The 25138-nt window shown below is 63.8% G+C and carries 25 protein-coding genes and 1 pseudogene; 19 read left to right on the top strand and 7 right to left on the bottom strand.

The genetic code is table 11. The features are described 5' to 3' along the window. The 4 genes and pseudogenes from ACFQEU_RS02190 to ACFQEU_RS02175 form a co-directional block, all read left to right on the top strand. Window positions 1–257, top strand: a pseudogene (locus tag ACFQEU_RS02190) (twitching motility protein PilT); the annotation flags it as partial. 150 nt (window positions 258–407) lie between these two features. Further along, window positions 408–989 carry a DNA-directed RNA polymerase gene (locus tag ACFQEU_RS02185; RefSeq protein ID WP_379778795.1) on the top strand — a complete coding sequence of 194 codons (582 nt, stop codon included), beginning with the start codon at window positions 408–410 and terminating at the stop codon, window positions 987–989. Next, window positions 989–1186, top strand: coding sequence for a transcription elongation factor subunit Spt4 (gene spt4 / locus ACFQEU_RS02180; protein ID WP_379778792.1), 198 nt, complete (start codon window positions 989–991; stop codon window positions 1184–1186). Before ACFQEU_RS02185 ends, spt4 begins: the two co-directional genes overlap by 1 nt. 12 nt (window positions 1187–1198) lie before the next feature. Then, window positions 1199–1768, top strand: coding sequence for a GTP-dependent dephospho-CoA kinase family protein (locus tag ACFQEU_RS02175; RefSeq protein WP_379778789.1), 570 nt, complete (start codon window positions 1199–1201; stop codon window positions 1766–1768). Window positions 1769–1888: 120 nt separating this feature from the next. Here ACFQEU_RS02175 and ACFQEU_RS02170 read toward each other — a convergent pair whose 3' ends face one another. After that, complete coding sequence (locus ACFQEU_RS02170) at window positions 1889–4279, bottom strand: amino acid permease (RefSeq protein WP_379778786.1); 2391 nt, start codon at window positions 4277–4279, stop codon at window positions 1889–1891. 206 nt (window positions 4280–4485) lie between these two features. Beyond that, window positions 4486–5073, bottom strand: a complete 588-nt coding sequence (locus ACFQEU_RS02165) for a hypothetical protein (protein ID WP_379778783.1) — start codon at window positions 5071–5073, stop codon at window positions 4486–4488. A 132-nt stretch (window positions 5074–5205) separates the two neighbouring features. Between ACFQEU_RS02165 and ACFQEU_RS02160 the strand changes: the two genes are divergently transcribed. From ACFQEU_RS02160 to ACFQEU_RS02145, 4 genes are all read left to right on the top strand, one after another. Then, window positions 5206–5508 carry a 30S ribosomal protein S24e gene (locus ACFQEU_RS02160; protein WP_379778780.1) on the top strand — a complete coding sequence of 101 codons (303 nt, stop codon included), beginning with the start codon at window positions 5206–5208 and terminating at the stop codon, window positions 5506–5508. Window positions 5509–5517: 9 nt separating this feature from the next. Then, window positions 5518–7323, top strand: a complete 1806-nt coding sequence (locus ACFQEU_RS02155; protein ID WP_379778777.1) for a bifunctional N(6)-L-threonylcarbamoyladenine synthase/serine/threonine protein kinase — start codon at window positions 5518–5520, stop codon at window positions 7321–7323. 53 nt (window positions 7324–7376) lie between these two features. After that, the gene (locus ACFQEU_RS02150; protein WP_379778775.1) at window positions 7377–7673 is read left to right on the top strand and encodes a DUF5808 domain-containing protein; all 297 of its coding nucleotides are present in this window, start codon (window positions 7377–7379) and stop codon (window positions 7671–7673) included. A gap of 132 nt (window positions 7674–7805) precedes the next feature. Next, window positions 7806–8885, top strand: coding sequence for a S26 family signal peptidase (locus tag ACFQEU_RS02145; protein WP_379778772.1), 1080 nt, complete (start codon window positions 7806–7808; stop codon window positions 8883–8885). A gap of 169 nt (window positions 8886–9054) precedes the next feature. Here ACFQEU_RS02145 and ACFQEU_RS02140 read toward each other — a convergent pair whose 3' ends face one another. Next, window positions 9055–10947, bottom strand: a complete 1893-nt coding sequence (locus tag ACFQEU_RS02140; protein ID WP_379778769.1) for a Cdc6/Cdc18 family protein — start codon at window positions 10945–10947, stop codon at window positions 9055–9057. An 867-nt stretch (window positions 10948–11814) separates the two neighbouring features. Here ACFQEU_RS02140 and ACFQEU_RS02135 point away from each other — a divergent pair. The 4 genes from ACFQEU_RS02135 to ACFQEU_RS02120 all read left to right on the top strand — a co-directional run bounded on the left by ACFQEU_RS02135 (window position 11815) and on the right by ACFQEU_RS02120 (window position 15171). Further along, entirely contained in the window at window positions 11815–12456 is a 642-nt protein-coding gene (locus ACFQEU_RS02135; RefSeq protein WP_379778766.1) for an Era-like GTP-binding protein, read from the top strand. Continuing rightward, window positions 12456–12863 (top strand): DUF2073 domain-containing protein, encoded by a 408-nt coding sequence (locus tag ACFQEU_RS02130; RefSeq protein WP_379778763.1) that lies wholly within the window; start codon window positions 12456–12458, stop codon window positions 12861–12863. Before ACFQEU_RS02135 ends, ACFQEU_RS02130 begins: the two co-directional genes overlap by 1 nt. Window positions 12864–12870: 7 nt before the next feature. Continuing rightward, window positions 12871–13638, top strand: a complete 768-nt coding sequence (locus tag ACFQEU_RS02125; protein ID WP_379778760.1) for an OapC/ArvC family zinc-ribbon domain-containing protein — start codon at window positions 12871–12873, stop codon at window positions 13636–13638. 351 nt (window positions 13639–13989) lie between these two features. After that, window positions 13990–15171 (top strand): aspartate kinase, encoded by a 1182-nt coding sequence (locus ACFQEU_RS02120; protein WP_379778757.1) that lies wholly within the window; start codon window positions 13990–13992, stop codon window positions 15169–15171. Window positions 15172–15240: 69 nt separating this feature from the next. On the opposite strand, the gene ACFQEU_RS02115 is transcribed toward ACFQEU_RS02120, so the two are convergent. Continuing rightward, window positions 15241–15750: a hypothetical protein gene (locus tag ACFQEU_RS02115; protein WP_379778755.1), complete on the bottom strand. Its 510-nt coding sequence runs from the start codon at window positions 15748–15750 to the stop codon at window positions 15241–15243. A 151-nt stretch (window positions 15751–15901) separates the two neighbouring features. Between ACFQEU_RS02115 and ACFQEU_RS18230 the strand changes: the two genes are divergently transcribed. Beyond that, window positions 15902–16000, top strand: a complete 99-nt coding sequence (locus tag ACFQEU_RS18230; protein WP_464384290.1) for a hypothetical protein — start codon at window positions 15902–15904, stop codon at window positions 15998–16000. Further along, a complete protein-coding gene (locus ACFQEU_RS02110; protein WP_379778752.1) occupies window positions 16000–16890 on the top strand; it encodes a DUF7089 family protein in 891 nt (296 codons plus the stop codon). Before ACFQEU_RS18230 ends, ACFQEU_RS02110 begins: the two co-directional genes overlap by 1 nt. Window positions 16891–16947: 57 nt before the next feature. Here the strand turns inward: ACFQEU_RS02110 and ACFQEU_RS02105 are convergent, their stop codons facing one another. Next, window positions 16948–17535: a DUF7090 family protein gene (locus ACFQEU_RS02105; protein WP_379778749.1), complete on the bottom strand. Its 588-nt coding sequence runs from the start codon at window positions 17533–17535 to the stop codon at window positions 16948–16950. Between the two features lie 124 nt (window positions 17536–17659). On the opposite strand from ACFQEU_RS02105, the gene ACFQEU_RS02100 reads away from it, so the two are divergent. The 4 genes from ACFQEU_RS02100 to ACFQEU_RS02085 all read left to right on the top strand — a co-directional run bounded on the left by ACFQEU_RS02100 (window position 17660) and on the right by ACFQEU_RS02085 (window position 22703). Then, entirely contained in the window at window positions 17660–18232 is a 573-nt protein-coding gene (locus ACFQEU_RS02100) for a magnesium transporter (protein WP_379778746.1), read from the top strand. 293 nt (window positions 18233–18525) lie between these two features. After that, window positions 18526–19041, top strand: a complete 516-nt coding sequence (locus tag ACFQEU_RS02095; RefSeq protein WP_379778799.1) for a magnesium transporter — start codon at window positions 18526–18528, stop codon at window positions 19039–19041. An 83-nt stretch (window positions 19042–19124) separates the two neighbouring features. Then, complete coding sequence (locus ACFQEU_RS02090) at window positions 19125–19802, top strand: class I SAM-dependent methyltransferase (protein WP_379778743.1); 678 nt, start codon at window positions 19125–19127, stop codon at window positions 19800–19802. Window positions 19803–20042: 240 nt separating this feature from the next. After that, complete coding sequence (locus tag ACFQEU_RS02085; protein WP_379778740.1) at window positions 20043–22703, top strand: valine--tRNA ligase; 2661 nt, start codon at window positions 20043–20045, stop codon at window positions 22701–22703. Window positions 22704–22727: 24 nt separating this feature from the next. Here ACFQEU_RS02085 and ACFQEU_RS02080 read toward each other — a convergent pair whose 3' ends face one another. Together ACFQEU_RS02080 and ACFQEU_RS02075 are read right to left on the bottom strand one after the other, a co-directional pair. Next, on the bottom strand, window positions 22728–23786 hold the full coding sequence (locus ACFQEU_RS02080) for a quinone-dependent dihydroorotate dehydrogenase (RefSeq protein WP_379778737.1): 1059 nt from the start codon (window positions 23784–23786) through the stop codon (window positions 22728–22730). Window positions 23787–23885: 99 nt separating this feature from the next. Further along, window positions 23886–24089, bottom strand: coding sequence for a hypothetical protein (locus ACFQEU_RS02075; protein WP_379778734.1), 204 nt, complete (start codon window positions 24087–24089; stop codon window positions 23886–23888). A 258-nt stretch (window positions 24090–24347) separates the two neighbouring features. On the opposite strand from ACFQEU_RS02075, the gene ACFQEU_RS02070 reads away from it, so the two are divergent. Next, the gene (locus ACFQEU_RS02070) at window positions 24348–24677 is read left to right on the top strand and encodes a non-histone chromosomal MC1 family protein (protein WP_379778731.1); all 330 of its coding nucleotides are present in this window, start codon (window positions 24348–24350) and stop codon (window positions 24675–24677) included. Window positions 24678–25138 lie beyond the last annotated feature (461 nt).

Raw genomic sequence — 25138 nt, 5'->3', positions numbered from 1 at the left:
GGGCGGACTTAGCGGGGCGGGCGCGGACGCTCGGCGTCGACGACGCGGACGTGGAAGACACGGACGCGGCCGACGACGACACCTACGCGGCCGACGACGACACCTACGCGGACGACGCCCTCGTCGCGCTCGCGGTGACGGGGCGCGTCGACTTCGTCGTGACGAACGACCGACCCCTCACCGAACGGGTGCTGGACGCGGACACACCAGTAATCTGTTTAAGGGGGCGGAACACACTGGCGATAACGGAACCATAGCGGACACGGACCGGGAGGGCGTCCCCGGCCGGGAACGCGCGACCGAAGAGGCGGGCGGCACGGAACGACGGATCACCCCGGAGACGGGGACGCGGGCGGCGCGACGAACGGAACGACGGACACACGCGATCACAACCACACCACACGCACATGTACAAACGAGTTCGACTCAAGGATACGGTCGAGGTCCCGCCGAAGCACCTGGCGGACGTCACCGACGAACGGGTGAAAGCCCTGCTACAGGACAAACTGGAAGGACGGATGGACGAGGAGGTCGGGAGCGTCGTGAGCGTTATCGAGGTCCACGACATCGGCGAGGGGGCGGTGTTACACAACCGTCCCGGCGTCTACTACGAGGCGGAGTTCGACGCGCTCACGTTCGATCCGGACATGCAGGAAGTGATCGACGGGACGGTCGTCGAGACGGTCGAGTTCGGCGCGTTCGTCGGGATTGGCCCGGTCGACGGCCTGCTTCACGTCTCACAGATCACCGACGAGTACCTCACGTTCGACGGGGCGAACCAGCAGCTCGCGTCCTCGGATTCGGACAAGACGCTCGGCGTCGACGACGCGGTTCGGGTCCGCGTAGTCACCAAGAGCGTCGACGAGCGCAACCCGCGTGACTCGAAGATCGGTCTCACCGCGAAACAGCCCGGGCTCGGCAAACACGACTGGCTCGAAAGCGACCGGCGGCGACGCGCGGAGTCCGGCGCGGCCGCGGAGGACGACTGATGGCGGAGGATCGGCTCGCGTGCCGGGAGTGTCACTACGTGAACGACCCGGACGCGCAGACGTGTGAGAGCTGTGGCTCCTCCTCACTGACCGAGGACTGGGCCGGGTACGTCATCATCACGAAGCCGGAGGAGAGCCAGATCGCCGAAGAGATGAACGTCTCGAAGGCGGGCTCGTACGCGCTGAAGGTCCGGTGATCGGGGCCACCCGTGTTGACCCTTCCAGATAGCCTGCGGGACGCGTTCAAGCAACCGATGGGTCCGGTGACGACCGATCCGGATACGCTGTTGGCGGCTGCGGCCGAGACCCGCGGGACGTACGGTACCCCCGACGCTCCGATCGTGGCGGTCGGCGATGTCGTCACCTATCACCTCCGGGAGGCGGGACGGGTTCCGGATGTCGCGCTCGTCGACGGGAAAACCGAACGCGAGGCGGTTCGGACCGAGATCGCGAACGCGCTCGATGGGGCCGAGGAGCGCCGTATAACGGTCGAAAACCCGGCTGCAACGCTCAGCGAGGGGCTGTTGGAGGCGTTGTCCGCGGCGCTGGTCGACCCCGACCCCGTCGTGATCGAGGTCGACGGCGAGGAGGACCTGGCTGCCTTGCCCGCGATCGTCGCGACCCCGGTCGGCGGGACCGTCGTCTACGGGCAACCCGGCGAGGGGATGGTGCACGTCGCGGTGACGCCCGAGTCCCGCGCGGAAGCGCGTGCGCTGTTCGAGCGGCTCGACGGCGACGTGGAGCAGGCGTTCGAGCGGCTCCGGATCGGCGACGACTGAGCGTCACGCGTGACTGAGCGTTACGCGCCGTGGCCGGCGGGCGCGAAGAACCGCGAACGGCGAACCGCGAGTGAGTGAGCGTAAGGGGAGAACGACTGTGGCGGCGATTTTCGACGGGTGCTACGTCCCGAACAGCCGGTTCAACACGAGCCGTTGGACCAGTCCGGCGCGCTGCTCGTCCGCCGGCTGAACCATCACCGCGGTACAGTCGACGCGATCGACGAGTTCGTCGCCCGGACGTCCGAACAGGTCGCCGAGGAGGCCGCGGCTCTCGACCGAGGTGACGAGCAGGTCGGCGGGCTCCGCGAACCGGACGAGGCCGTCGATCGGGTCGTCGGTTTCGAGCACGCGCGAGTCGACCGGAACCGTACAGATCCGGACGAGCTCGCGGTGGTAGTCCTCGACCGCCTGTCGGCGGGTGTCGGGCGCGTCCGACGGGATCGGCTGGAGAAGCGTCAGGCTCGCACCCGTCTCCTCGGCGAGGGCGTCCGCGACCAGCAGTTTGAGCGGGTCGTACGCGCCGCGCTGAGTGACGACCGCGATCTCGTCGGCCCCGTCGAAATCGCGGTCCTCGATGACGGCCGCGCCACACGGGACCTCGCGGAGGACTCGCGTGGTCTCCCCGCCGACGAGTCGGCGGTGAAGCTCTTCCGATCGACGTTCGAGAAGGACGAGGTCGTGACTCTCGTGGGCGGCGTACTCCGCGACCGACTCGGGAGCGTCCTCGGTGTGGACGACGTGGCGACGGAGCCGCCCCCGGTCCGGGTCGTCGGGGCGGAGGGGTTCGAGCGGGAGCTCGACATCGGCGACGTCCGACTCCGTGGCGAGGTCCGTCGACCGCGGATCGTCGGACTCGTCGACTTCGACCGCACCGTCAGCCCGGGGCCGGTCGGTGAACCACGACGGGGCCTCCCCGTCGTCATCGGACCATTGGTGGAACGGCGACTCCGCGGGCTCGACCCGATCGGTGTGAGCTGTGAACACCCGGTGCGGGTGTGACTCGAACCGAACCAGATCGACGGTCCCGCCGCGGAGTCGCGAGACATCGAGACCGATCCGGGTCATGTCGCGGGCAGCGGCGTCGCTCGTTCCCTCGGTCAACGCGACGAGCACGTCGGCCGGTTCCCCCCGGTCGAACAGCTCGCGGGTACGCTCGACCGCCCGATCCGCCACGCTTCGCCTGACGGCATCGCGGGCCGCGCCTTCGCGGTCGATCCGGCTCCGCGCGTAGACGAAATACCAGACTGCGGCGAGCGCCGCGATCCCGAGCGCGCCGAGCGCCGGGACGAGCCCGAGCTGGAAGAGGACGTAGCCGCCCCCGACGATCCCGAACAGCTGGAGCCAGGGGTACAACGGCGCACGGAACGCCGGCCGGTAGTCGTCGACCGCTCCCTCCCGGAACCCGACGAGGGCGACGTTCAACAGGATGAACACCAAGATCTGGAACGCACTCCCGAAGGAGGCGACCGCCTGGATCGGGAACACCGCGACGAGAACCATCAACACGAGCCCGGTGAGCGCGACCGCGTTCGCCGGAGTGCCGAACCGTTCGCTCACCTCCTCCAGCGACGACGGGAACACCCCGTCCCGCGCCATCGCGAGCGGGAACCGGGAAGCCGCGAGGATACCGGCGTTCGCGGTAGAGGCGAGCGCCATGATCGCCGCGATCACGATGGCGACGACACCCACCTGACCGAGCACCTCGTCGGCGACGAGCGCGATGACCGCACCCTCGCCGTCGGACTGGAGCTGACCGGCTTCGATCGCGGCCGGGATGTCGAGGACACCGACCGTGATGTACACCACCGCCGCGTACAGCGCGGCGACGATGGCGAGCGCGCCGACCATCGCGAGCGGGAGGTTGCGGCCGGGGTTTTTCACTTCTTCAGCGACCGCCGGGACCTTCGTCACGCCGGCGTAGGAGATGAACACGACCGCCGTCGCCGCGAGGATCCCCTCGGTTCCCGGGTCGAACGCACCCTCAGTCGCTGCCGGCTGGATATCGGGAACTCCGGCGACGATGAGCCACGCGAGCGCGGCGAACAGCGCGGCGACGATCCCGAACTGCAGCTTGCCGGATCCCTCGGCACTCACCAGGTTGACCACGGTGAAGAACAGCGCGAGCCCGACCGCGAGGAACGTGATCAGCTCGGCGAGTGACGGTTCGACGTACACCAGATACGGGACGCCCCCGACGAGCGCGAGCGCGCTCTTCAGCGACAGCATGATCCACGTGCCGACACCCGCGATCGTGCCGAGGAGCGGGCCCATCCCCCGCTCGACGAAGAGGTATGGGCCCCCGTCTTCGGGCATCGCCGTGGCCATCTCCGCCGCCGACAACGCCGCTGGGAGGACGAGCACCGCGGCGATCAGGAACGCGAGCACCGCCGCGGAGCCGGCATACACATACGCGATACCCGGGAGGATGAAGATCCCGGACCCGACCATCGCGCCGACCGCGATGGCGGTCGTCTCCGCCAGCCCGAGGTCGCGTTTCAGCCCGGATGGCATAGTCGTTTGAACTGACGGACGATCTCGTGTTCGTTCCCTGCGGTCGACCAGATTGGAGACGTGTCAGCGCCACGACGACACGATCTGGACGGTCGATCTCCGATCCGACCGACCTCGGAGTTGTAGTGTAACATCGTTACCCCGTACGGGGTGTAGCTGCCTTAGCCTCCAGTCTAACGAGTATGGGTCGGGGGGCTCGACGCCGCTCACTCCGCCGAAAGCGAGAGCCCGACGACGACCACGGCCGCGACGAGCGCGAGCGCGCTCGTCGCGAGCGGCGTGACCGGAACCGAACCGAACGTGAGATATGGGTCGACGCCGATGTCCGCGAACCACGCGGTCCGTTCGACGCCGGTGTGACCGATCGCGAGGATGCCGACTCCGGTGACGACACCCAAGAATCCGGTAATAAAGCCGATCCCCGTGAGGGCGTCCTCGAGGCCTATCAGGGTCCAAACGCGTGACTCGGGAGGGTCTCCCGTTTTCATTCGAGCGAGCAGCCCCAACCCGATCCCGGCGAGCGCGAGACAGAGGACACCGAAGGACGCGACTGCGGCGGCACCGAGCGGGGTCCGGATCGGATCACCGGTGAACTGGGCCTCAACGATCGGTTCGGGGAGCGTGAACACGATCGGCGCGGCCAACGCAGCGACGAACAAGAGGTAGCCGCACCAGCGAGCCTTCCGTGCGGCGGAAAGGGGGACCATGAGGTGTTTCGCCCGCATCAGCTCGTACCGCGAGCGATCACTCGGTTCGACGAAGGGGTCGTCCTCGCTGTCCATCTGGTCGTTCATTGTTACGTTCGTTCTTTCGGGTTCGAGTGACCTAAACCCTGTACAGGACGGCGGCATCCGTGTCGGCGGGCGAGCGCTGAACGCTTCGAAATCCTTTTACAGCGTTCGGGGGGTAGTACACGTAACTGAACCATGGACGTCGATATCATCTCCGAGGAGGAGAACCCAATGTTGCACCGGACGGACATCCGATTCGAGACGACCCACGAGGAGGCGACTCCCTCCCGCCTCTCGGTTCGCGATTCGCTCGCGGCCAAGCTCGATAAGGGCTCCGAGGAGGTCGTCGTCCACGAGCTGAACACGAAGTTCGGCATGCGAAAGACGGTCGGCTACGCGAAGGTGTACGAGTCGGCGGCTCACGCGCTTGACGTCGAACAGGACTACATGCTGGAACGGAACAAGATCGGCGCGGACGACGGCGCGGAAGAGGCCTAAGCGCGTCGGATGCGCGTTCTCGGTATCGAAGGAACAGCGTGGTGTGCGAGCGCCGCGCTCCACGATACCGGGACCGACACTACCCGTATCGAATCGAACCCATACGAACCGGAGAGCGGCGGCATTCACCCGCGGGAGGCCGCCGAACACATGGCCGATGCGATCCCCGAGGTCGTCGATACGGTGCTTTCGGGGGCCGACGTGGAAGGATCGGAGCACGGGGTCGACGCGGTCGCGTTCTCGCGCGGGCCGGGCCTCGGTCCGTGTCTCCGGGTGGTCGGAACCGCGGCGCGCGCGTTGGCCGGGACGCTCGACGTCCCGCTGGTCGGGGTGAACCACATGGTCGCCCACCTCGAGGTGGGTCGCCACCAGTCCGGGTTCGAGAACCCCGTCTGCCTGAACGCCTCGGGGGCGAACGCACACCTGCTGGGTTATCACGACGGACGTTACCGCGTTCTCGGTGAGACGATGGACGCCGGCGTCGGGAACGCGATCGATAAGTTCACCCGACACGTGGGATGGAGCCACCCAGGCGGCCCGAAAGTCGAATCGGCCGCGGCCGAGGCGACCGCGGGAACCGACGGCGGCGACCTGCTCGACCTCCCGTACGTCGTCAAAGGCATGGACTTCTCGTTTTCGGGGATCAGCTCGGCCGCCAACGACGCGTACGACGACGGCGAGCCCATCGAAGAGATCTGTTTCTCGCTGCAGGAACACGTGTTCGGAACCCTCGTCGAAGTGTCGGAGCGCGCGTTGTCGTTGACGGGGGCCGACGAACTGGTTCTCGGCGGGGGGGTCGGACAGAACGATCGCCTGCGTGAGATGCTCGAAACGATGTGTGACTCCCGAGGTGCGTCGTTCTACGCCCCTGATCCGCCGTACCTCCGCGACAACGCCGGGATGATCGCGATCCTGGGTGCGAAGATGGCGGCGGCCGGCGACACGTTACGGATCGCCGAGTCGTCTATCGACCCGAACTTCCGTCCCGACGACGTGCCGGTCACTTGGCGGGACGATACGTCGTCCGTCGTTCACGGCGCACCGAGCGACGGTCGTGGCGCAGAAGCGACGGTCGACGTTATCGCCGGGGCGGTCTCGGACGAAGTCGGCGGACCAGACGAGGGCTCAAGAGGAGATGTCGGCGGGCCGGACGAGCGGTTCGGAAGAGACGTCGGCGACCCGGATGAGCGGGGATCTCGCGTCCGAAAGCGGCGCGTGCCGAAACGCTACCGTCATCCGGCGTTGGACCGGTCGCTCCGCCGCGACCGAACCGTTTCCGAGGCTCGACTGACGAGCGAAGCGAGACGGGCCGGCGTCCCGACCCCACTCGTCCACGACGTCGACGTGCCGGACGCGACGATAACGCTCCAGTACGTCGGCGACCGCGACCTCGCGGTCGACATCACCAGGTCGAGTGATGGCGGCGGGTCGGGTGATAGAAAATCGGGAGACTGCGGCGTGAACATCGACGGGAAAGACCCCCGCCAGGTGACACGTGCGGTGGGGACGTACCTGGCGCGGTTACACCGCGCGGGGATCGTCCACGGCGATCCGACGACTCGAAACGTCCGGGTCGGTCGAACCGGGGGCCGCACGGGACCGGATCCAGTGCTGATCGACTTCGGGCTCGGGTACCACTCGGGCCACGTGGAGGACCACGCGATGGACCTCCACGTCTTCGAAGGGTCGGTGAACGCGACCGCAACGGATCCCCAGCCGCTTATCGAGGCGTTCGAGGAGGGGTACGGATCGGTCGGGGAGGACGCGGTTCTCGACAGGCTCGGGGAGATCAGGGACCGCGGCCGGTATCGCTGAACGGGCGGCAAGCGTCGCCACGATTTATATCCCCGGCGCGCGACCGGACACGTATGGACGAGAAACCGTCATCGGGAGAGATACTCGGGATCCCGTACAACTTCGAACGACCGAGCCTCGGCCGACTGCTCTCGTCGTACTGGCAGCCGGGGAAGGGAATGTTAGTCGAGAAGCCGTTCGGGATCGGCTACACCCTGAACCTCGCGAACTGGCGCTCGTGGGTCGTTCTCGCGGTCGCCGGAGGGCTGTACTACCAACAGAAGAGTTCCGGGGCGGCAAGCGGCGGCGACGGGGCGGCGGACGCGGAAGCCGACGACGGCCCCGTCGAAGTGATCGTCGACGACGACTGATCCGACGACTGCTGATCCGACGACTGCTGATCCGACGACTGCTGATTCGAGCGCGCGACCCGTCTCGCGGACGTTTTTCACCACGATCATGGACCCGGAGACTTATCACTGGAAGCCGCTAACTCCGCCACGATGGACCCCGAGGATCGGTCGGCATCGGACCCGAACACGCCGGCCGAGGCGGACGAATCACCCTCTGACGACGTGAGCGACGGCGAGACCGGCGGCGGATCCGTGACCGAGAACGGGACCGCGGACCGGAGCGAATCGACAGATCAGGGCAGATCGACTGACCGAACCGAGCCGGTTGTCGCGAACGAGGACGAGCCGGTTGACGCGAATGAGGACGAGCCGGTCGACGCGAACGAGGACGAGCCGGTCGACACGAACGAGGACGACGGGACGACCGAAGTGAACGGGGTGTCGGCTGGAGCACCCACCGATGTAGATACTGGACCCGAAAGGGTGGGATCCGACGATCCGCACGATGATCGAGGGTTCCTGTACCGGTTCCGTCACGACATGGACGGGCCGCTTATGTGGATCCGGGAAATGCTCTCCAGCGTCGCGGTCGTTCTCCTGATCGGCCTGCTTCTGTTCGGGCTCAGCGGGGTGTGGCCGCCGATGGTCGCCGTCGAATCCGGCAGCATGGAGCCGAACATGGACGTGGGTGACCTCGTGTTCGTCACGGAGCCCGGGCGGTTCGCACCCGACGCGGCGGACAACGACGCCGGCGTCGTTACACACGAGATCGGACAGGAGGCCGACTACCGGAGTTTCGACGACTACGGGTCGGTGGTTATTTTCCAACCGCCCGGGAGACAGGCGTCGCCGATAATCCATCGGGCGATGTTCCACGTCGAGGAGGGGGAAAACTGGTACGAACGAGCCGATCCCGAGTACCACAGCGCGAACAGCTGTGAGGAGCTCCGACACTGCCCGGCACCACGGGACGGATACGTCACCCTCGGCGACAACAACAGCGAGTATGACCAAGCAAACGGGTTAGCAGAACCCGTTGCGGAGGAGTGGATAACTGGCGTCGCCCGGCTTCGCGTCCCGTACCTCGGATACGTGCGATTGATCACGACCGGACAGGTAGAGATCGGTGATCTCCTGACCACCACCCCGATCGAGCTCACTTCGTCGATCGAGCTCACTTCGTCCGGTTCGCTCCTCGTAGACCACGCTCCGATCTCCGTACGAACGTGAGTTCCACCTGAAACCAAGGGGTTGTGTAAGTTAGTGCCGAAGTGTGTGGGATAACGAACTCGAACGTGGCGAGTTCAAACGTGACGGCTGTGAGCGCTGGTAGCGACGAAGCGGGAGATGCCTCGATACGATCGGGATCGAGTCGACCAACGTCGATACGACCGGGGAGTCAGTTATCGAAGCGAGCCTGGACGAACGGTTGTGCGTTCTCGATATCGCCGAGCCGGGAATCGGAGAGCAGGACCGCCTCGGTCTCCTCGACGGGAACTGACAACCCCATCTCCTTCGTCCGACCGTATCGCCCCTTCGAGACGACGACCGCGTTGACGATCCCAAGCATATCGAGCTCACTGATGAGATCGGTGACACGTCGCTGTGTGAGTACGTCCGCGTCGATCTCCTCACAGAGCCGCTTATAGATGTTGAACACCTCGCCGGTGTTGATATTGTGGACGCCGTTTTTTTCGAGTAATATAACTGCAAATAGAACTATCTTGCTCTGTGTGGGAAGCGTTCGGACGACCTCCACGACGCGGTCGAGTTCGATCTTGTCTTGGGCCTGTCTGACGTGTTTCTCGGCGACGATCTCCGCCTGCGAGCGCTCGGCGAGCTCGCCGGCCGTCCGGAGGAGGTCGAGCGCACGCCGGGCGTCTCCGTGCTCCTGTGCTGCGAAGGCCGCACACAATGGGATCACGTCGTCGGTGAGCGCGTCGGGTTTGAACGCGATGTCCGCGCGGTGTTGGAGGATATCACGGAGCTGGTTCGCGTCGTACGGGGGGAAGACTATCTCCTCCTCGCCGAGGCTGGATTTGACCCGTGGATCGAGGAAGTCAGTGAACTTCAGGTCGTTCGAGATCCCCATGATGGATATCCTGGAGTTGTCCAGCTCCGAGTTCATCCGAGAGAGGTTATACAGGGTGTCATCACCGCTCTTTTCGACGAGCTTGTCGATCTCGTCAAGCATGATCACGACGACGCGTTCGTGATAGTCCACGGCGTCGAAGAACGTGGTGTACACGCGGTCCGTCGGCCACCCCGTCATAGGGACTTCTTCCATCTCGTCGGCGTCCTCCTGCAGGCGTTCGATACGTTCTTCGATGGCCTCAGTCGACGAGAACTCGGTCTGTTCGAGCGCACTCGGGTCCTCGCTCGCGCTCGATCGTAGTCGCTCATAGCGCTCGATCCGTTCCTCGATAACCGCCTGGTTCTTTTCGATGAACGTGTTGGCGAGCTGCGCGAGGACGCGGTATTGGGTGTCGGTTACCTCACAATTAATGTACTCGACTTCGCAGGGGACGTCATACTTCTGTGACGTCGATTCGAGCTCCTGTGAGACGAACTTCGCGGAGGCCGTTTTTCCCGTTCCAGTTTTTCCGTATATAAGGATGTTCGACGGGGTCTCCCCGCGGAGCGCGGAGACGAGGATCGTCGCCATCCGGTTGATCTGGTCGTTACGATGGGGGAGCTCGTGGGGCGTGTACGACGGACGGAGGACCTCCTTGTTCTCGAAGATCGGTTCGCCGGAAAGGAGGTCATCGAACAGACCCTGGTTGTCGTCGTCGAGGACGACCCCGTCGAGGTCGACATCGGGGGAGGAACGGTCGCGACCGCTACTCCCGAGGTTAGTGTCGTTACCGCTGGTAGTGTCGGCGGTGTTGGTGGTGTTGGTGGTGTTGGTGGTGTTGGCGGTGTTGGCGGTGTTGGCGGTGTTGGTGGTGTTGGTGTTAGTAGTATTGGTGGTGATATTCTCAGTATCGCTGGGGGATACCTCATCAAGAGAGCGGCCATCAGCGCTGGAATGCTCACGTTGAAGCTCAGAATGATCGATGGAAGACGAAGAGGTGTTCGTGGGAAGAGACTCCGAAGATTCTCCATCGTCGGAAGGTGCTGGATCGTTAGCGACCACGTGATCGTCAGCCGGCTCGTTGGATGAACGAGAGGGATCATCGGATGTGGTTCCGCCGGGTTCCGACTCCTGTTGCTCGTTCACGACATCATCGCTGCTGTCATCGCTACTGTCATCGGTTCCGGTCGTCTCGGCTGTGTGTTCACCCTCGTCCATGTCATACCCCCTTGTTTCGGGTGGAATATCCCACACAGTAGCACGAAGAACCCGTTGAGCAGTCGTTAATACCGACCGATGACTGTTTTGGGCGTGTGGGAAAGTCCACTTGATGCAGTCGAACCAGATGAAGAGGTGCTACTAAAGTGTTCCTCTACGGACGCGATACGAAGGTGTCAGCTATTGATCCCGTTTCGACCGGTACCGTCGCTGTCTAACTGCTACGTGCCAGGTACCGAGAGGAGAGTGGAAGTGAAACGGTGGTGGCGGGATGTCGGGTACCGAGAGGTTATCGTAGACGTGACTGGGTATCGGGATCTTATCTCGTTCGTAACCGGTTGTAGCGAGCGGTTGACCTCGTCACCCCCCCACCCCTTCGTTTCGTGTGGAACGCGCGTAGGTAGGGGAGGGGTCAAACCGGTTATTGTATAGCAGTAGTTTTATTATAGAAAAGAACAAACAGTACCCTCGACAAACCCTAAAATATTAATTCTACTCTTGCTGTTTGATATTATCTGTTCTACTTATCCGTAGGTGACACTTCGGTCAAAGAACGACAGCTCTCCGCCCCGCCTCCGCTGCTCTCCACCCGAAACGAAGGGGTGGGGGAGGGGACCGAGCTAGACGCGCACTGTTCCTCGGCTCCTGACCGATCTTCCGGACTGACCTTTCGAAGTGATATCTTGTGAGGATGTCATCGACCCGTGAGGATGTCATCGACCCGTGAGGATGTCATCCACCAGAAACCCTGTCTGACGCAGTTCTTAAGTGAGAGCGGTGTGGACTCCCCGATATACCCGCATACGCCTAAGATCGTACGATGACGTACGAGGCGTCTGGGAACACACCACACTAGTGGAGGTCAGGATGGGACTGTTAACGAACCTCAGAGATAGCATATCACGGGTCACCGACGGCCTGTTCACGGACTCCGAACCGAAACGGATCGGGATCTATGGACCGCCGAACGCCGGAAAGACGACCCTCGCGAACCGTATCGCACGCGACTGGACCGGCGACGCCGTCGGGCCCGAGAGCCACATTCCACACGAAACGAGGCGGGCTCGCCGCAAGGAGAACGTCGAGATCGAGCGGAACGGCCGGAAAGTAACGATCGACATCGTGGACACGCCGGGTGTCACCACGAAAGTCGACTACAAGGAGTTCCTCGATCACGACATGGAGAAGGAGGACGCCGTTCGCCGCTCCCGCGAGGCGACCGAAGGGGTCGCTGAGGCGATGCACTGGCTCCGAGAGGACGTCGATGGCGTCATCTACGTGCTCGACTCGACGACGGACCCGTTCACACAGGTGAACACCATGCTCATCGGGATCATCGAGTCACAGGACCTCCCGGCGCTTATCCTCGCGAACAAGACGGATCTCCCGGAATCGGACGTCCAGCAGATCGCGAACGCCTTCCCGCAACACGAGACGATACCGCTGTCGGCGCTCGAAGGCGAGAACATGGACGAAGTGTACACGAAGATCGCGGAGTACTTCGGATAATGCCGGGTGCGACCCCAGACGTCGACGAGAACGGCGATCCCGTGGATAACGGCGTCCGTATCGACATGATAAGCGGGGCCCGGATGGAGGGGCTCACGAGCATGGAGAAGATCCGGCTCATCCTCGATGGCGTCCGCGACGGCAACATCGTCATCCTTGAGGAGGGCCTCTCGCCCGACGAGGAATCGAAGCTCATCGAGGTCACGATGACCGAGATCAGTCCCGACGACTTCACCGGGATCGAGATCGAGACCTACCCGAAGCCCGATGCGAACAGTCAGAGTTTCCTGGACAAGCTGATGGGGCGGGAGTCCACACAGAAGCTCACGGTTATCGGTCCTGCTAACCGGATCGAAACCCTCCACAAGGACGAAAATCTCATCAGCACGCTCGTCTCCCGGAAGTAACACACAAATGCCACACCAGTGTATCGAGTGCGGTCGAACGTTCCCTGACGGCTCCAAGGAGATGCTTTCCGGATGTCCGGACTGTGGCGGAAACAAGTTCCAGTTCCGGCCTCGTAATAAAGCGAAAAGCGAGAAAACGGCCGAGACTGAAGGGTCTGAGCCAGGATCGGTGAAAGAGAACGAACCCACCACGAACGAACCCGTCCCGAATCAACCCACCACGAACGAACCCGTCCCGAATCAACCCACCACGAGTGAACCCACCCCGGATCAACCCGACCGTGACGACACCGAGTCGGAGCCGGCTCGTGAACCGCCGACGACTAGCGACCGTGATGGAAGTTCTCCGGTCACCGCGTCCTCCCCTTCCTCTACTGATCGGGACTCGAACGAGCCGAAGAGAAAATCGGGCGACTCGGATACCAGCAACACCGCAACGGACGCGGAGCAGCTTCGGGACGACGGAACCGAGGACACCGCACAGGCAAGCGCACGATCGGATGTAGTGACGCCCGACGAGCTCGATCGGGCGAGCCAAGACGTTGCGGGTCCCGACCCCTCCGAGGTAGACAACGAAACTGCACCCCGTCCCGATGTCGACGAACTCCGCCACGAACTCAACGAACAGTTCGAGAGCATCAGGATCGTCAGTCCGGGACAGTACGAGCTCAACCTCATGGAACTGTACGACCGTCAGGAGTACATCATCTCGCTTCAAGAAGACGGGAGATACGTTATCGAGATGCCGGATGCGTGGGGCGTTTCGGACGAATAAAACGAAGGCCTCGTCTACATCTTGACTCGGATTCGTCCTACCACTTTCTGTACTACTTCCCGTATCACTCCCTGATGTTTGGGCGGTGATGTGGACGGCGACCATTGTCGAAGTGGACACAGTTATCCGCCACCCTCAACTACGGAACCCCATGCTCAGTGTTCACTGGACGACTTCGCCCACCGAGTCTCGGGCCTCTCTCAGCTCAGCTCGTACGTCTCTTACCCGCATCATAACGGATCGTGGCCGATCAATATCGACTCGTGGCCGATCAATATCGACTCGTGGTCAGTCCGTATCGACTCAGGGTCAGTTCGCATCGGCTCCCGACCGACCCGTATCGGAGGCGATATGCGCGTAGTCGCGAAGTTCGGTGGGACGAGTCTCGGTAGCGGCGACCGGATCGAGCGGGCAGCCGAATCGGTCGCCAACGCGGTCGACGCGGGTCACGAGATCGCCGTCGTCGCTAGCGCGATGGGATCCACTACGGACGATCTACTCGAAGACATCACCTTCGAGACGAACGACGAGGACCGTGCGGAGATCGTCTCGATGGGAGAACGGACGAGCGTCCGCATGTTGAAAGCCGCACTCGCTGTTCGCGACATCGACGCGGTGTTTCTCGAACCCGGCCACCCGGACTGGCCGGTCATCACCAACGAGCTCGGCGAGGTCGACGTCGAGGAAACTCGTCGACGGGCCGGGATCCTCGCCGACAGACTCGATGGCGTCGTTCCGATCATTACGGGGTTTCTCGCGGAGGACCACGACGGTAACGTCACGACGCTGGGTCGGGGCGGGTCGGACACGACCGCCGTCATGCTCGGCAACTACATGAACGCCGACGAGGTAGTTATCGTCACGGACGTCGAAGGCGTGATGACGGGTGACCCCCGTGTCGTCGAGGGGGCACGGAACGTCGGACGGATCACGGTCGACGAACTCCGAAACCTGTCGTTCCGCGGGGCGGAGGTCGTCGCTCCCTCGGCGCTCTCGTATAAAAACGAGAACCTCGCGGTTCGGGTGGTTCATTACCAGCACGGAGACCTGTTACGAGGCGGTACACGGATCGAAGGGCAGTTCGAGAGCCTCATCGATATGCGCGAGACGCCGCTCGCCTGTCTCACCGTCGCGGGGCGTGCGATCCGGAACCGACCCGGGATCCTCTCCGAACTTGCCGACCCACTTCGAGACGAGGGGATCAACATCGACGCGGTCGCGTCCGGGATGGACTCCGTCACGTTCTACGTTGATGTCGACATCGCCGAACGCGCCGAGGCCCTCCTCCACGAGGGCGTCGTCGCCGACGAGGCGCTCTCGTCGGTCACCGTCGCGGACCCGATCGCGGTGATACGGGTGACTGGCGGCGAGCTCCCGAACCAGTCCGGCGTCATTCAGGATATCATCAGCCCGCTCGCGGACTCCGGGATCAACATCATCGACCTGATCACCAGCGCGACCTCCGTCGCCGTGTTCGTCGACTGGGACGACCGCGAACGAGCGCTTGAGATCGTCCAACAGCGGTTCGACTGACTCGGTTCCCGTAAACCCACCCCGCTTCTCACTCGTCACGACCCACGTTGTCTCTCCCCCACTATCGAGTCACTCCCCGATATCCAGCCGAAACCGGGTGGTGTCACCACCGTCGAACCGCGGTCCGGCTCCATAGGCTTCGAACCCGGCGGCCTCGACGATCCGGATCCGATCCTCGTCGTCGTTCGGAACCACGACGTCGACGTCCATTCGTTCCCTCTCAGCGAACCGACGGGGCTCCTCGAACAGGCGGCGAACCGCCTCTTCCGTTCCCCCGAAGTCGGTGACGTTGACGACCTCCGAACCCGCATCGAACGCGAGAAATCCCACAACGATGTCGCCGCTGTCGGCGTCGCTGTGGTCGCCGCTGTCGGCGTCGCTGTCGGAGCCACTGTGTTCGTCCCCAGCTGTTGTCGTCTGCTCTTCCCGACTTTCACCGTTCGACCCCCTGGTTTCCGGTCCGCGTACGGCGACGCGAACCGACCGATCGTGAACGAGATCGACGACCACGTCGTGGGGACGGCCAGTCAGGTCCGCGAGCGCGGCCGCATCCGATTCGAGGGCGTCGCGGATACGCATACCTCCGTTATCTCACCGAGACGTATAAATCCGGACCCCGCGAGCAGGAGCGGTGATCTCGAGCTGCCGTGTCTCATCCATACTCGGACCGGAGGGAACTGCCTTGACGACGACCGAATGAATTTAACAGGTCGGTGTCCACGACTCGTTTATGAGCAAAGCAACCAAGGTCGTTCTCGGAACGGTCGGCGTGTCGGCCGCCCTGTCGATTCTCATCATCCTCTCGTACGTCTTCGGCGCTCTCGCATAATGTTCTCAGTACGCGAGCTAGACACCGACTTGGAACGGGTCCGTGACCGCCACGCCCCGGGCTCACCGGTGATCGATGTCGCGTCCGATTTCGAGACGATCCCACCCACCGTAGCAGAGGACCTCGGGCTGTTCGTCGACGGGTTGGAACCGGCCTCAGCTCCGGCGGAGTGGCTCCCGGAAACGGTCCCTGATCGTCTACGCGCGTACGCGGGACCAACGTTTACTGTCGGACTGCCCGGAGGTGGAACCGTTATTCGAACCACGCAGACCGACCCACCCGCCATGCTGGTGAAACGGCGAGCCGAAGGGACGCCTGACGACTTCCTTGCGTTCCTCATCGCTGACCGACTCGTCCAGATCGGTCTCAAGCCGACACCGGCGTCTATCTCATCTTCCGCCCCCTCATCCACCCGGTCCGACGGGGTGCCCGATCCCGGCGTTCCGGAGACGTTCCTCCCGTTCTTCGGTCCGCAGTATCCCGCACTCGACGCCGCGGTTCGGCGGCCGGACCCCGAACCGGGCGAAACACGGACGGGATTCGGCCCGAACGACGTATATCAGGTCGGGGCCGCGCTGTTCGACGCGTGGATCGGTCTCCACACGCGACCGGTGTTCGCGTCTTGGGAGGAGCAGTTCCCCCGACTGTACGACGCTTGGATGGACGCGGGCGAGCGTCTCGAAGGGCGGCTCCCCGAACTCGCGGGCGAGGTTGCACGCGGGGAGACGGCGTTTCCGGCCGCTACCGAGTACGCGTGCTCGGCGGTCAGACACGGGCTCGACCTCCCCGCCCCCTTCTCGGCGCTCGACACGAGCGCGTACCGCGATCGCGGAGCGCCCTACGCGGTGACGTGGGCGGAGAAGACGTTCGAATCGCTGACCGACACGTAGCGGTCGACCGTGTCGCGGCCAGACATCCGACTGTCAGTTCCGACCGATCCCGGAACGCTACGCTGAGGGCAGCTCGACGGTCACGTTTCCGTCCTCGTCGAGATCGATGACGCCGTCGAACAAGTCGCGGAACCGGTCGAGGGTCGCGACCTCGTGGACCTCCTCGGAGAGGTGGAAGATGCCGACCGCGTCGTGTTCGTCCAACAGATCGAGGATCTCGGCGGCCGCCTCGTACACCGCGTCGTCGTCGGCGTAGTATGCCATTTCAGTAAGCGAATCTACAGACACTCGGCGTTTTCCGTCGTTTTCTTTCAGGAACCGACCGACACGATCGACGACTCCCTCCACGTCGTCCGGCGCGGAGACGTAGTACACGTCGTCGCTCGACCGCCGGGAGTACCCGCGTTCGACGGAGAGCGTATCGAGGATAGTCGCTTTCCCCTCGTCGACGTCGTAGTACTCCAGCTTCTGTTCGACCTCGCGGGCGGTCGTTCGAGTCGAAACCACGAGGAACGCGTCGGTGTCGGTCTTCAAGAAGTCGGTGTCGATCCGGTCCGTCTCGCCGATGCTCGGGTGAACGAGGAGGAGTCCCGTGCCGCCGGGGATCGTTTTGGGTCCGTTCTCGACCGCGAGCGTGTACTCCATACTCGTGGCAACCGCCGGATCGACTTAACGGTGCGGGGCTGGGCGCTCCCCGACGAACATCTCGGGTCACGAGGTCGTCTCCTCCCGGACGGCTTTTGACACACCCGGCCGTTGAGACAGCCGAATGACCGGACACGAAACTGCACGAGAGGTGTATCGGCAGGCGCTTCCCGTCATCCTCGTCAGCTTGATCGCGGGACTGTTCGCGGGAACGATCCTCGGGTCCGAGTCCATGCGTGACGGTATCGAGAGCGTCCCCGGGATCCTCCTTCTTCTGCCAGCATTTCTCGCCACACGTGGCGGTGTTTACGGCTCGCTCGGTGCTCGTCTCTCGACGGGGCTCCACCAGGGGTTGATCGAGCCCCGGTTCGAGCTCGACCGCCACCTCACGAACGCCATCGTCGCCTCGTTCATCAACGGGATGGCGGTCTCCGTGTTCATCGCGGTGATCACCTACTTCACCCTGTTCCTGTTCGGGGGTGGCGGGAACCTCGTCGAGCTCGTCGGCATCATGGTGATAGCCGGGTTCCTCTCGGCGGTGCTCATGCTCTCGGTGCTCATCACGGTCATCTTCCTCGGGTTCCGTCGAGGACTCAATCCTGACAACGTGATCGGTCCGGTCGTGACGACGCTCGGGGACGTGTTCGGTATCCTCTTTCTCCTCGTCGGGATCTACGTCGTCGGGGTGATCGTGTGAGCGACCCCGACTCGAACCCCCCGTCCGATCCGGACTCGGATCGTCCCCGCGATACCGACCCGAATCAGCCCCCGGACTCGGATCGCCCTCGTTCCGAGTCCGACCCCGCAAGCGATCCGCCGACGACGGATACCACTCGGATCGCCGTGGGGGTCGGCGACACGCTCGAGGACATCCTTGAGGACGTGACCCGGCCCATCCCGGAGGAACCGATCGAACCCACGCGAGCGGAGACGGCCTCGACGGAGTCGCCCGGCGTCGACGAGTGGGCGATCCGCCGAATCGTTTGGACGATGGTCCCGCTCCTCGCGGCCCTTTCCGTGCTTCAACTCGTGTCCGGGAGCGTGCTGGAGGGATTCGAGGAAACGCTGTTGCAGTACCCCGCACTGCTCGTGTTGGTCCCGGTTCAGATCGGAACCGCCGGCAACCTCGCATCGATCATGTGCTCGCGGCTCACGACACAGCTGTACCTCGGGACGTACGAGCCGAGCCTCTCGAATCCGGGGGTTCGCGCCAACGTGGGCGCGGTGTTCGCGCTGGCTGGAACCGTTTTCGGGGTCGTCGGAGTCGCGGCGTGGGCGATCGGCCTCGCACTCGGTGGCGCGCTCGCGCTCGGTTCCGTGCTCCTCATCTCGCTCGTTTCGGGGATGCTGCTCGCGGTCCTCGTCGTCGTCGCGAGCGTCGTTTCCGTCGAAGCCTCCTACCGGATCGGGCTCAACCCCGACGACACGACGATCCCGGTCGTCACGAACGTCTGTGACGTGCTCGGGGTCCTGATCCTGTTCGGGGTCGTCACGGTCGTTGTGTGACTCGGTTCATGCGGTGACGTTCGCGTTGGCCCTTGGCTCCTCGCGGTCGATCCGGTTTTGACCCCACCGTTCGTCTCCCCGGTATGAGCGTTAGAGCGGAGTTCGACGAGTGGGCGACGTCGGGGAAGGACCGCGGTATGGAGGACCGGCACTGGCACACGGCGAAACACGTCCTCGCGCGCATGCCAGTCGAGGCGGGCGACACCGTGCTCGACCTGGGAACCGGCTCCGGCTACGCACTTCGAGCGCTCCGCGAGCGCGACGTGGGCCGCGGGTACGGGCTCGACGGCGCACCGGAGATGGCTCGGAACGCCCGGGGCTACACCGACGACGACGCGATCGGCTACGTCGTCGGCGACTTCGACGCGCTCCCCTTCGCCGACGACTCGATCGACCACGTGTTCTCGATGGAGGCCTTCTACTACGCCGCGGACCCGAATCACACGTTGGAAGAGGTCCGTCGCGTGCTCGCGCCCGGGGGGACGTTTTACTGTGCGGTGAACTACTTCGCCGAGAGCGAACACACCCACGAGTGGCAGGAGAACATCTCCGTCGACATGACGCTGTGGGACCGCGCGGAGTACCGTCAGGCGTTCCGTGACGCTGGACTGTACGTCGCCGAACAGGACGCGATCCCCGACCGCGAAATCGAGATCCCGCCCGCAGAGTCGTTCCCGACTGAGGACTGGGAGAGCCGCGACGCGATGGTCGACCGATATCGGACGTGGGGGACGTTGCTGACGGTCGGCGTCGCGCCCTGATCAGTCGGAAACGTGCCTTGGCCGCCGGTGACGACTTCCCGGCGCGCAGCCCTCCCTTGGAACGCTTATAAGGAGTGATCGGCTCCCGAGACGACCGCGAGCGGGCCGGGGGATCGTCGGACTCGGGGCTCTGCCGTTCCTGTGCTCGGTCGTCTCTGTGCTCGGTGCCGTGTCGTCGTGCGGTCCGTTCCCGCACAACCGAGGCCGTTAAGGGGGAACCGCAGAAAACCCTACCCGATAATGCCCAGCGGAGAGTACGACCCCGACACCGCCGAGCCGCACTGGCAGCGGCGATGGGTCGACGAGGAGACGTACGCGTACCCCGACGAGCCCGTCGATCCGAACACCGCCTTCTCCATCGACACGCCCCCGCCGACCGTCTCGGGGAGCCTCCACTGGGGCCACGTATACGGCTCGATCCTGCAGGACGTCGTCGCCCGGTTCCACCGGATGTACGACAGCGAGGTGTTCTACCCGTTCGGCTACGACGACAACGGGATCGCCTCCGAACGGCTCGCCGAGCGCGAGCTCGACATCCGCCATCAGGACTACGACCGCCACGAGTTCCAGGAAAAGACTCGGGAGGTGTGCCAGCAGTACGAGGACGAGTTCACCGAGAAGATGCAGGGGGTCGGCCTCTCCATCGACTGGAACAACACCTATCAGACGATCTCTCCCGAGGTCCAGCGTGTCTCCCAACTCTCCTTCATCGACCTGTACGAGCAGGGTCGTGAGTACCGTCAGGAAGCGCCAGCGATCTGGTGTCCCGAGTGTGAGACCGCCATCTCACAGGTCGAAACCGAAGACGACGAACAGGACTCACACTTCCACGACATCGAGTTTGGCGTCGCGGACGCCGGCCGTGACATCCCCGGGACGTTCACGATCTCGACGACCCGCCCCGAACTCCTGCCCGCCTGTGTCGCTGTCTTCGTTCATCCAGAGGACGACGACAACCAGGTTCTGGTCGGCGAGTCAGCCGAGATCCCCCTGTTCGGCCATGAAGTCCCGATCATCGCCGACGACCGCGTCGACATGGAGACGGGGTCCGGGATCGTGATGTGTTGTACCTTCGGCGACCAGAACGACATCGAGTGGTACCAGGCACACGATCTGGACCTCCGTGTCGCCATCGACGAGTCCGCGCACATGACTGCGGTCGCGGACGAGTACGAGGGACTCCACGCATCGGAGGCCCGCGAGGCGATCGTCGCCGATCTCGACGACGCCGGCGCGCTGTTGGACCGATGGGAGATCTCCCACACCGTCAACGTCCACGAGCGGTGCGGTACCGGGGTCGAATTCCTCGTCACCGAGCAGTGGTACATCGAGGTCCTAGATAAACGCGAGGAGTACCTTCAGGCTGGCCGCGATATGGAGTGGTTCCCTGACAAGATGTTCACCCGGTACAAACACTGGGTCGAAGGGCTCCAGTGGGACTGGCTCATCTCGCGGCAGCGTTCCTCCGGGATCCCCTTCCCCGTCTGGTACTGTGCCGACTGTGACCACGAGGTCGTCGCCGAGAAGGCTGATCTCCCCGTCGACCCCCTCGCTGACGACCCACCAGTCGATGTGTGCCCCGAGTGTGGGGGCGAGTCGTTCGTCCCCGAGGACGACGTGCTGGACACGTGGGCGACATCCTCGCTCACCCCGCTCATCAACGCGGGCTGGGACTGGAACGACGAGGCGGGGGAGTTCACGATGGAGCGCCCGGAGATATACCCGATGGACGTCCGTCCGCAGGGCCACGACATCATCTCCTTCTGGCTGTTCCACACCGTCATCAAGTGTTACGAACACACCGACGAGGTCCCGTTCGAATCCACGATGATCAACGGGATGGTGCTCGACGAGAACCGCGAGAAGATGTCCAAATCGAAGGGGAACATCGTTGCGCCCGATGAGGTCCTCGAAAAGTATCCCGTCGACGCCGCCCGCTACTGGGCCACCGGGTCGGCCATCGGCGACGACCTCCCGTATCAGGAGAAGGGGCTCCGGGCGGGCGAGAAACTCATCCGGAAGCTCTGGAACGCCTCCAAGCTCGTCGAGTCGCTCGCGCCGGAGCCGTTCCCGCCGGAGCCCGACGACGGCCTCCGCGAGCTCGACCGATGGCTGCTCGCGGAGCTCGACCGCGAGCTCGACACTCTGACCGACCGACTGGCGAACCGCGAGTTCTCGAAGGCTCGTGACGACCTGCGGGGCTTCTTCTGGAACACGTTCTGTGACGACTACCTCGAGATCGCCAAACAGCGTGCGGACGACTCGGCGGCGTACACGCTTCGGACCGCCCATCGCCGGTTCTTGAAGACGTTTGCCCCGACGCTCGCACACGTCACTGAGGAGCTGTGGCAGGACATGTACGCAGAGCGCGTGGCGGACTCGCCGGACGATATCACTGTCAACCCCGCCGCGAGCGAGTCCGTCCATCTCGCCGACTGGCCCGAACCTGTTGGCGCCGACGCGGACCACGATGCGGGTGTCGCGGCGATGGCTGTCGTCGGCGCTCTCCGTCGATATAAAAGCGAGAATCAGCTCCCACTCAACGCCGAGCTCGACACTGTCGAAGTGTACGCGGACATCCGCGGCTTCGAGGCCGATATCACTGGCGTGATGCACGTCGACAACCTCCGAGTCCATCCCGACGCCGACGCGCCAATCGAGACCGTCGTCACCGGGATCGACCTCGACTACGCCACCGTTGGTCCCAAACACGGGAACCGCGTCGGCGACATCGAGGCCGCGCTCGCGAGCGACGACTACGAGATCGACGGTGACCGCCTCCACGTTGCGGACGTGACCCTCGAAGCGGACGAGTTTGCGGTCGAAGAGGCACGCCAGTACGCGGGTTCGGGTGAACTGCTCGACGCCGACGACGTCGTGGTCATCGTCGACGACGAGTAAACTCGCCCGGACTGGACCGAGAGCTTACTCCAGGTCCGCGCCCACGGCGTCCTCGACGGTGTCGAATCCGTCGCGGTCGAGCAGCCGGATAAGCCCGCGGTTGATGTCACGGGCGACGCCCGGTCCCTCGTACACGAGTGCGGTGTACAGCTGGACAACCGACGCCCCTGCGCGGATCTTCTCGTAGGCTCCCTCTGCGTTGGCTATCCCACCGACGCCGACGACCGGAACGTCCGTCCGTTCGGCGACGAACCGGACGAGCTCCGTCGAACTGTCCTCGATCGGCTTCCCCGAGAGGCCACCCCGCTCGGCGCGGTTCGGGCTGGCAAGTCCCTCGGGACGCGACGTCGTCGTGTTGGTCGCGATCACTCCATCGAGCCCGACTTCATCGACGACGGCGAGCGCCTCCTCGATCGCTGCCTCCGGTAGATCCGGGGAGAGCTTGACCAACAGTGGGGCGGCTCCGGCGTCGGCAAGGCTCCCGAGGATCCGTTCGAGCGCCTCACGGTTCTGTAGCTCTCGAAGCCCGGGCGTGTTCGGGCTCGACACGTTGACAACGAAGTAATCCCCGTGTTCCGCGACGCGTTCGTAGGTGTAGCGGTAGTCGTCCGCCGCTTCCGCTAGCGGCGTCGATTTCGACTTGCCGATGTTGATCCCCACGGGGACGTCAGCCGCGGGGCTCCGGCGGAGACGATCCCCGACGCGGTCGGCTCCCTCGTTGTTGAACCCCATTCGGTTTATCAACGCCTCGTCCTCACGAAGCCTGAAGAGGCGTGGCCGCGGGTTCCCCGGCTGCTTTTCGGCCGTGACGCCACCGACCTCGACGTGACCGAACCCGAGCGCGGCGAGCGCCCGCGGAACTTCGGCGTTCTTGTCGAACCCGGCAGCGACGCCGATCGGGTTCGGGAACGCGGTGTCGAACACGGTCGTCTCCAGCCGTTCGTTGCTCACGACGTATCGCTTCCGAGCTGCCGCCGAAACAGGCGTTCCCTGTACGCCGCGTAACAGGTGGTGGACCGCGTTGTGTGCCGTTTCCGGCGGAACCGCGAACAGTGCCGGCTTCAGGAGATCGTATACGCCCATCGTTCGGATCTCGTCACGGACCCCAATCAATCCGCCGACTACACCGGAAGAAACGGGTACTCTCGTCGTCGAGTCGAGGGTACTCTGTCGACCACCGGACTAAAAGTCGTGTTCGAGCTGTTCGGGGTTCGAATCCGCCTTCTGGATGATTATTTTCCCGTCGCGAACACGGACGAACACCTCGTCGCCGATCTCCATCCCCGCCACCGCGAGTTCGTCCTCATGGAGGTTCACGTGGACGTTATGATACTCCCCGTCCTCGTCTTTGGCGCCACTCGGGCTGAGCTTCTTTTTACGAACCATCGCGGTTGTATGGCTCGCACTTCGCGACAGCAGACATATAAGTGTTGTTTACGGTGTTCCTGACTCCCCTCACGCGCTGGGCTAGCCAGTACCCGAACCGGTTCCACGATCCGTCCCAAGCTCGCTGCTTTGCCGGGCTACCGATTACCGAATCCACGGTTTCTGGCGCCATCATTTATAAGTCATGTACCGTCCAGTTTTCATTTCCCCGATATATTTATTACACACTGTGTGCTGGTTTGGCATGGAGGTAAAACCATGGTACGTGAAGACGGTAAGCGAAACTTCGCCCTCCGGGAGGAGGACGGGTCGGAACCGAGCGAGTTCTCCGGAAACATGCCGCGACAGGCCGCACTCAAGGCGGCTCGAACGCTCGAACCGGGCCCCTCCGAAGAGGAGGCGGAGCGAACGACGATCAGACTACGGGAGAAAGGGACGGAAAAAGTCCACGAGTACGAGGGGTGGGCGTGGAAAGCCAGTGCGCCGGAGGTCGACGAGGCTGACGACGACTTCTGGCTCAATGACCTCGACGATATCACGAAGGCGAACGTCTCGAAACAAGGTATCGAGTACCTCGACGACGAGTAGCCGGACCGATCGCCGCTCCACCCCGTCCTGCCTTCTTTTCATACACCGGGAGTGTCGAGTCCAGAACTCGAATGTGCCCTCTCCGGAGGAGACGTCTTCCGGTCGTAGCGGCGATCAGCCACCCGGTTCTCATCGACCGTCGCCCCCGGCATGAAACCGCATGACGTGGCGGTGGTAGTTCGACGGGGTTAAGTACAACCCGGGCATTCGGACTAATGCGAAGAACGCACCGCGAACTCGGGCCGTTCAACCCGGCCCGGTTTCGCTGGACCGAAACGAGTCCGATGGGTTTATAACCCATGCCGGACAACGTTCAGGTCCGCGAAGGATGAGGATCTCGCCCCCTGTGCTCCGGCATAAGAGGGGATCTGATGTGAGCCTTGGTAGTTCGGTGTCATCCGGAACGCCGGTGACACTGGACACCATATTGGACCATGCAATGGTGTGTTGACACTACGTCA

Origin of the sequence: Halorubrum tibetense (assembly GCF_042661865.1) — an archaeon.
Taxonomy (GTDB): Archaea; Halobacteriota; Halobacteria; order Halobacteriales; family Haloferacaceae; genus Halorubrum; species Halorubrum tibetense.
This window is presented reverse-complemented; position numbering and strand designations above follow the sequence as displayed.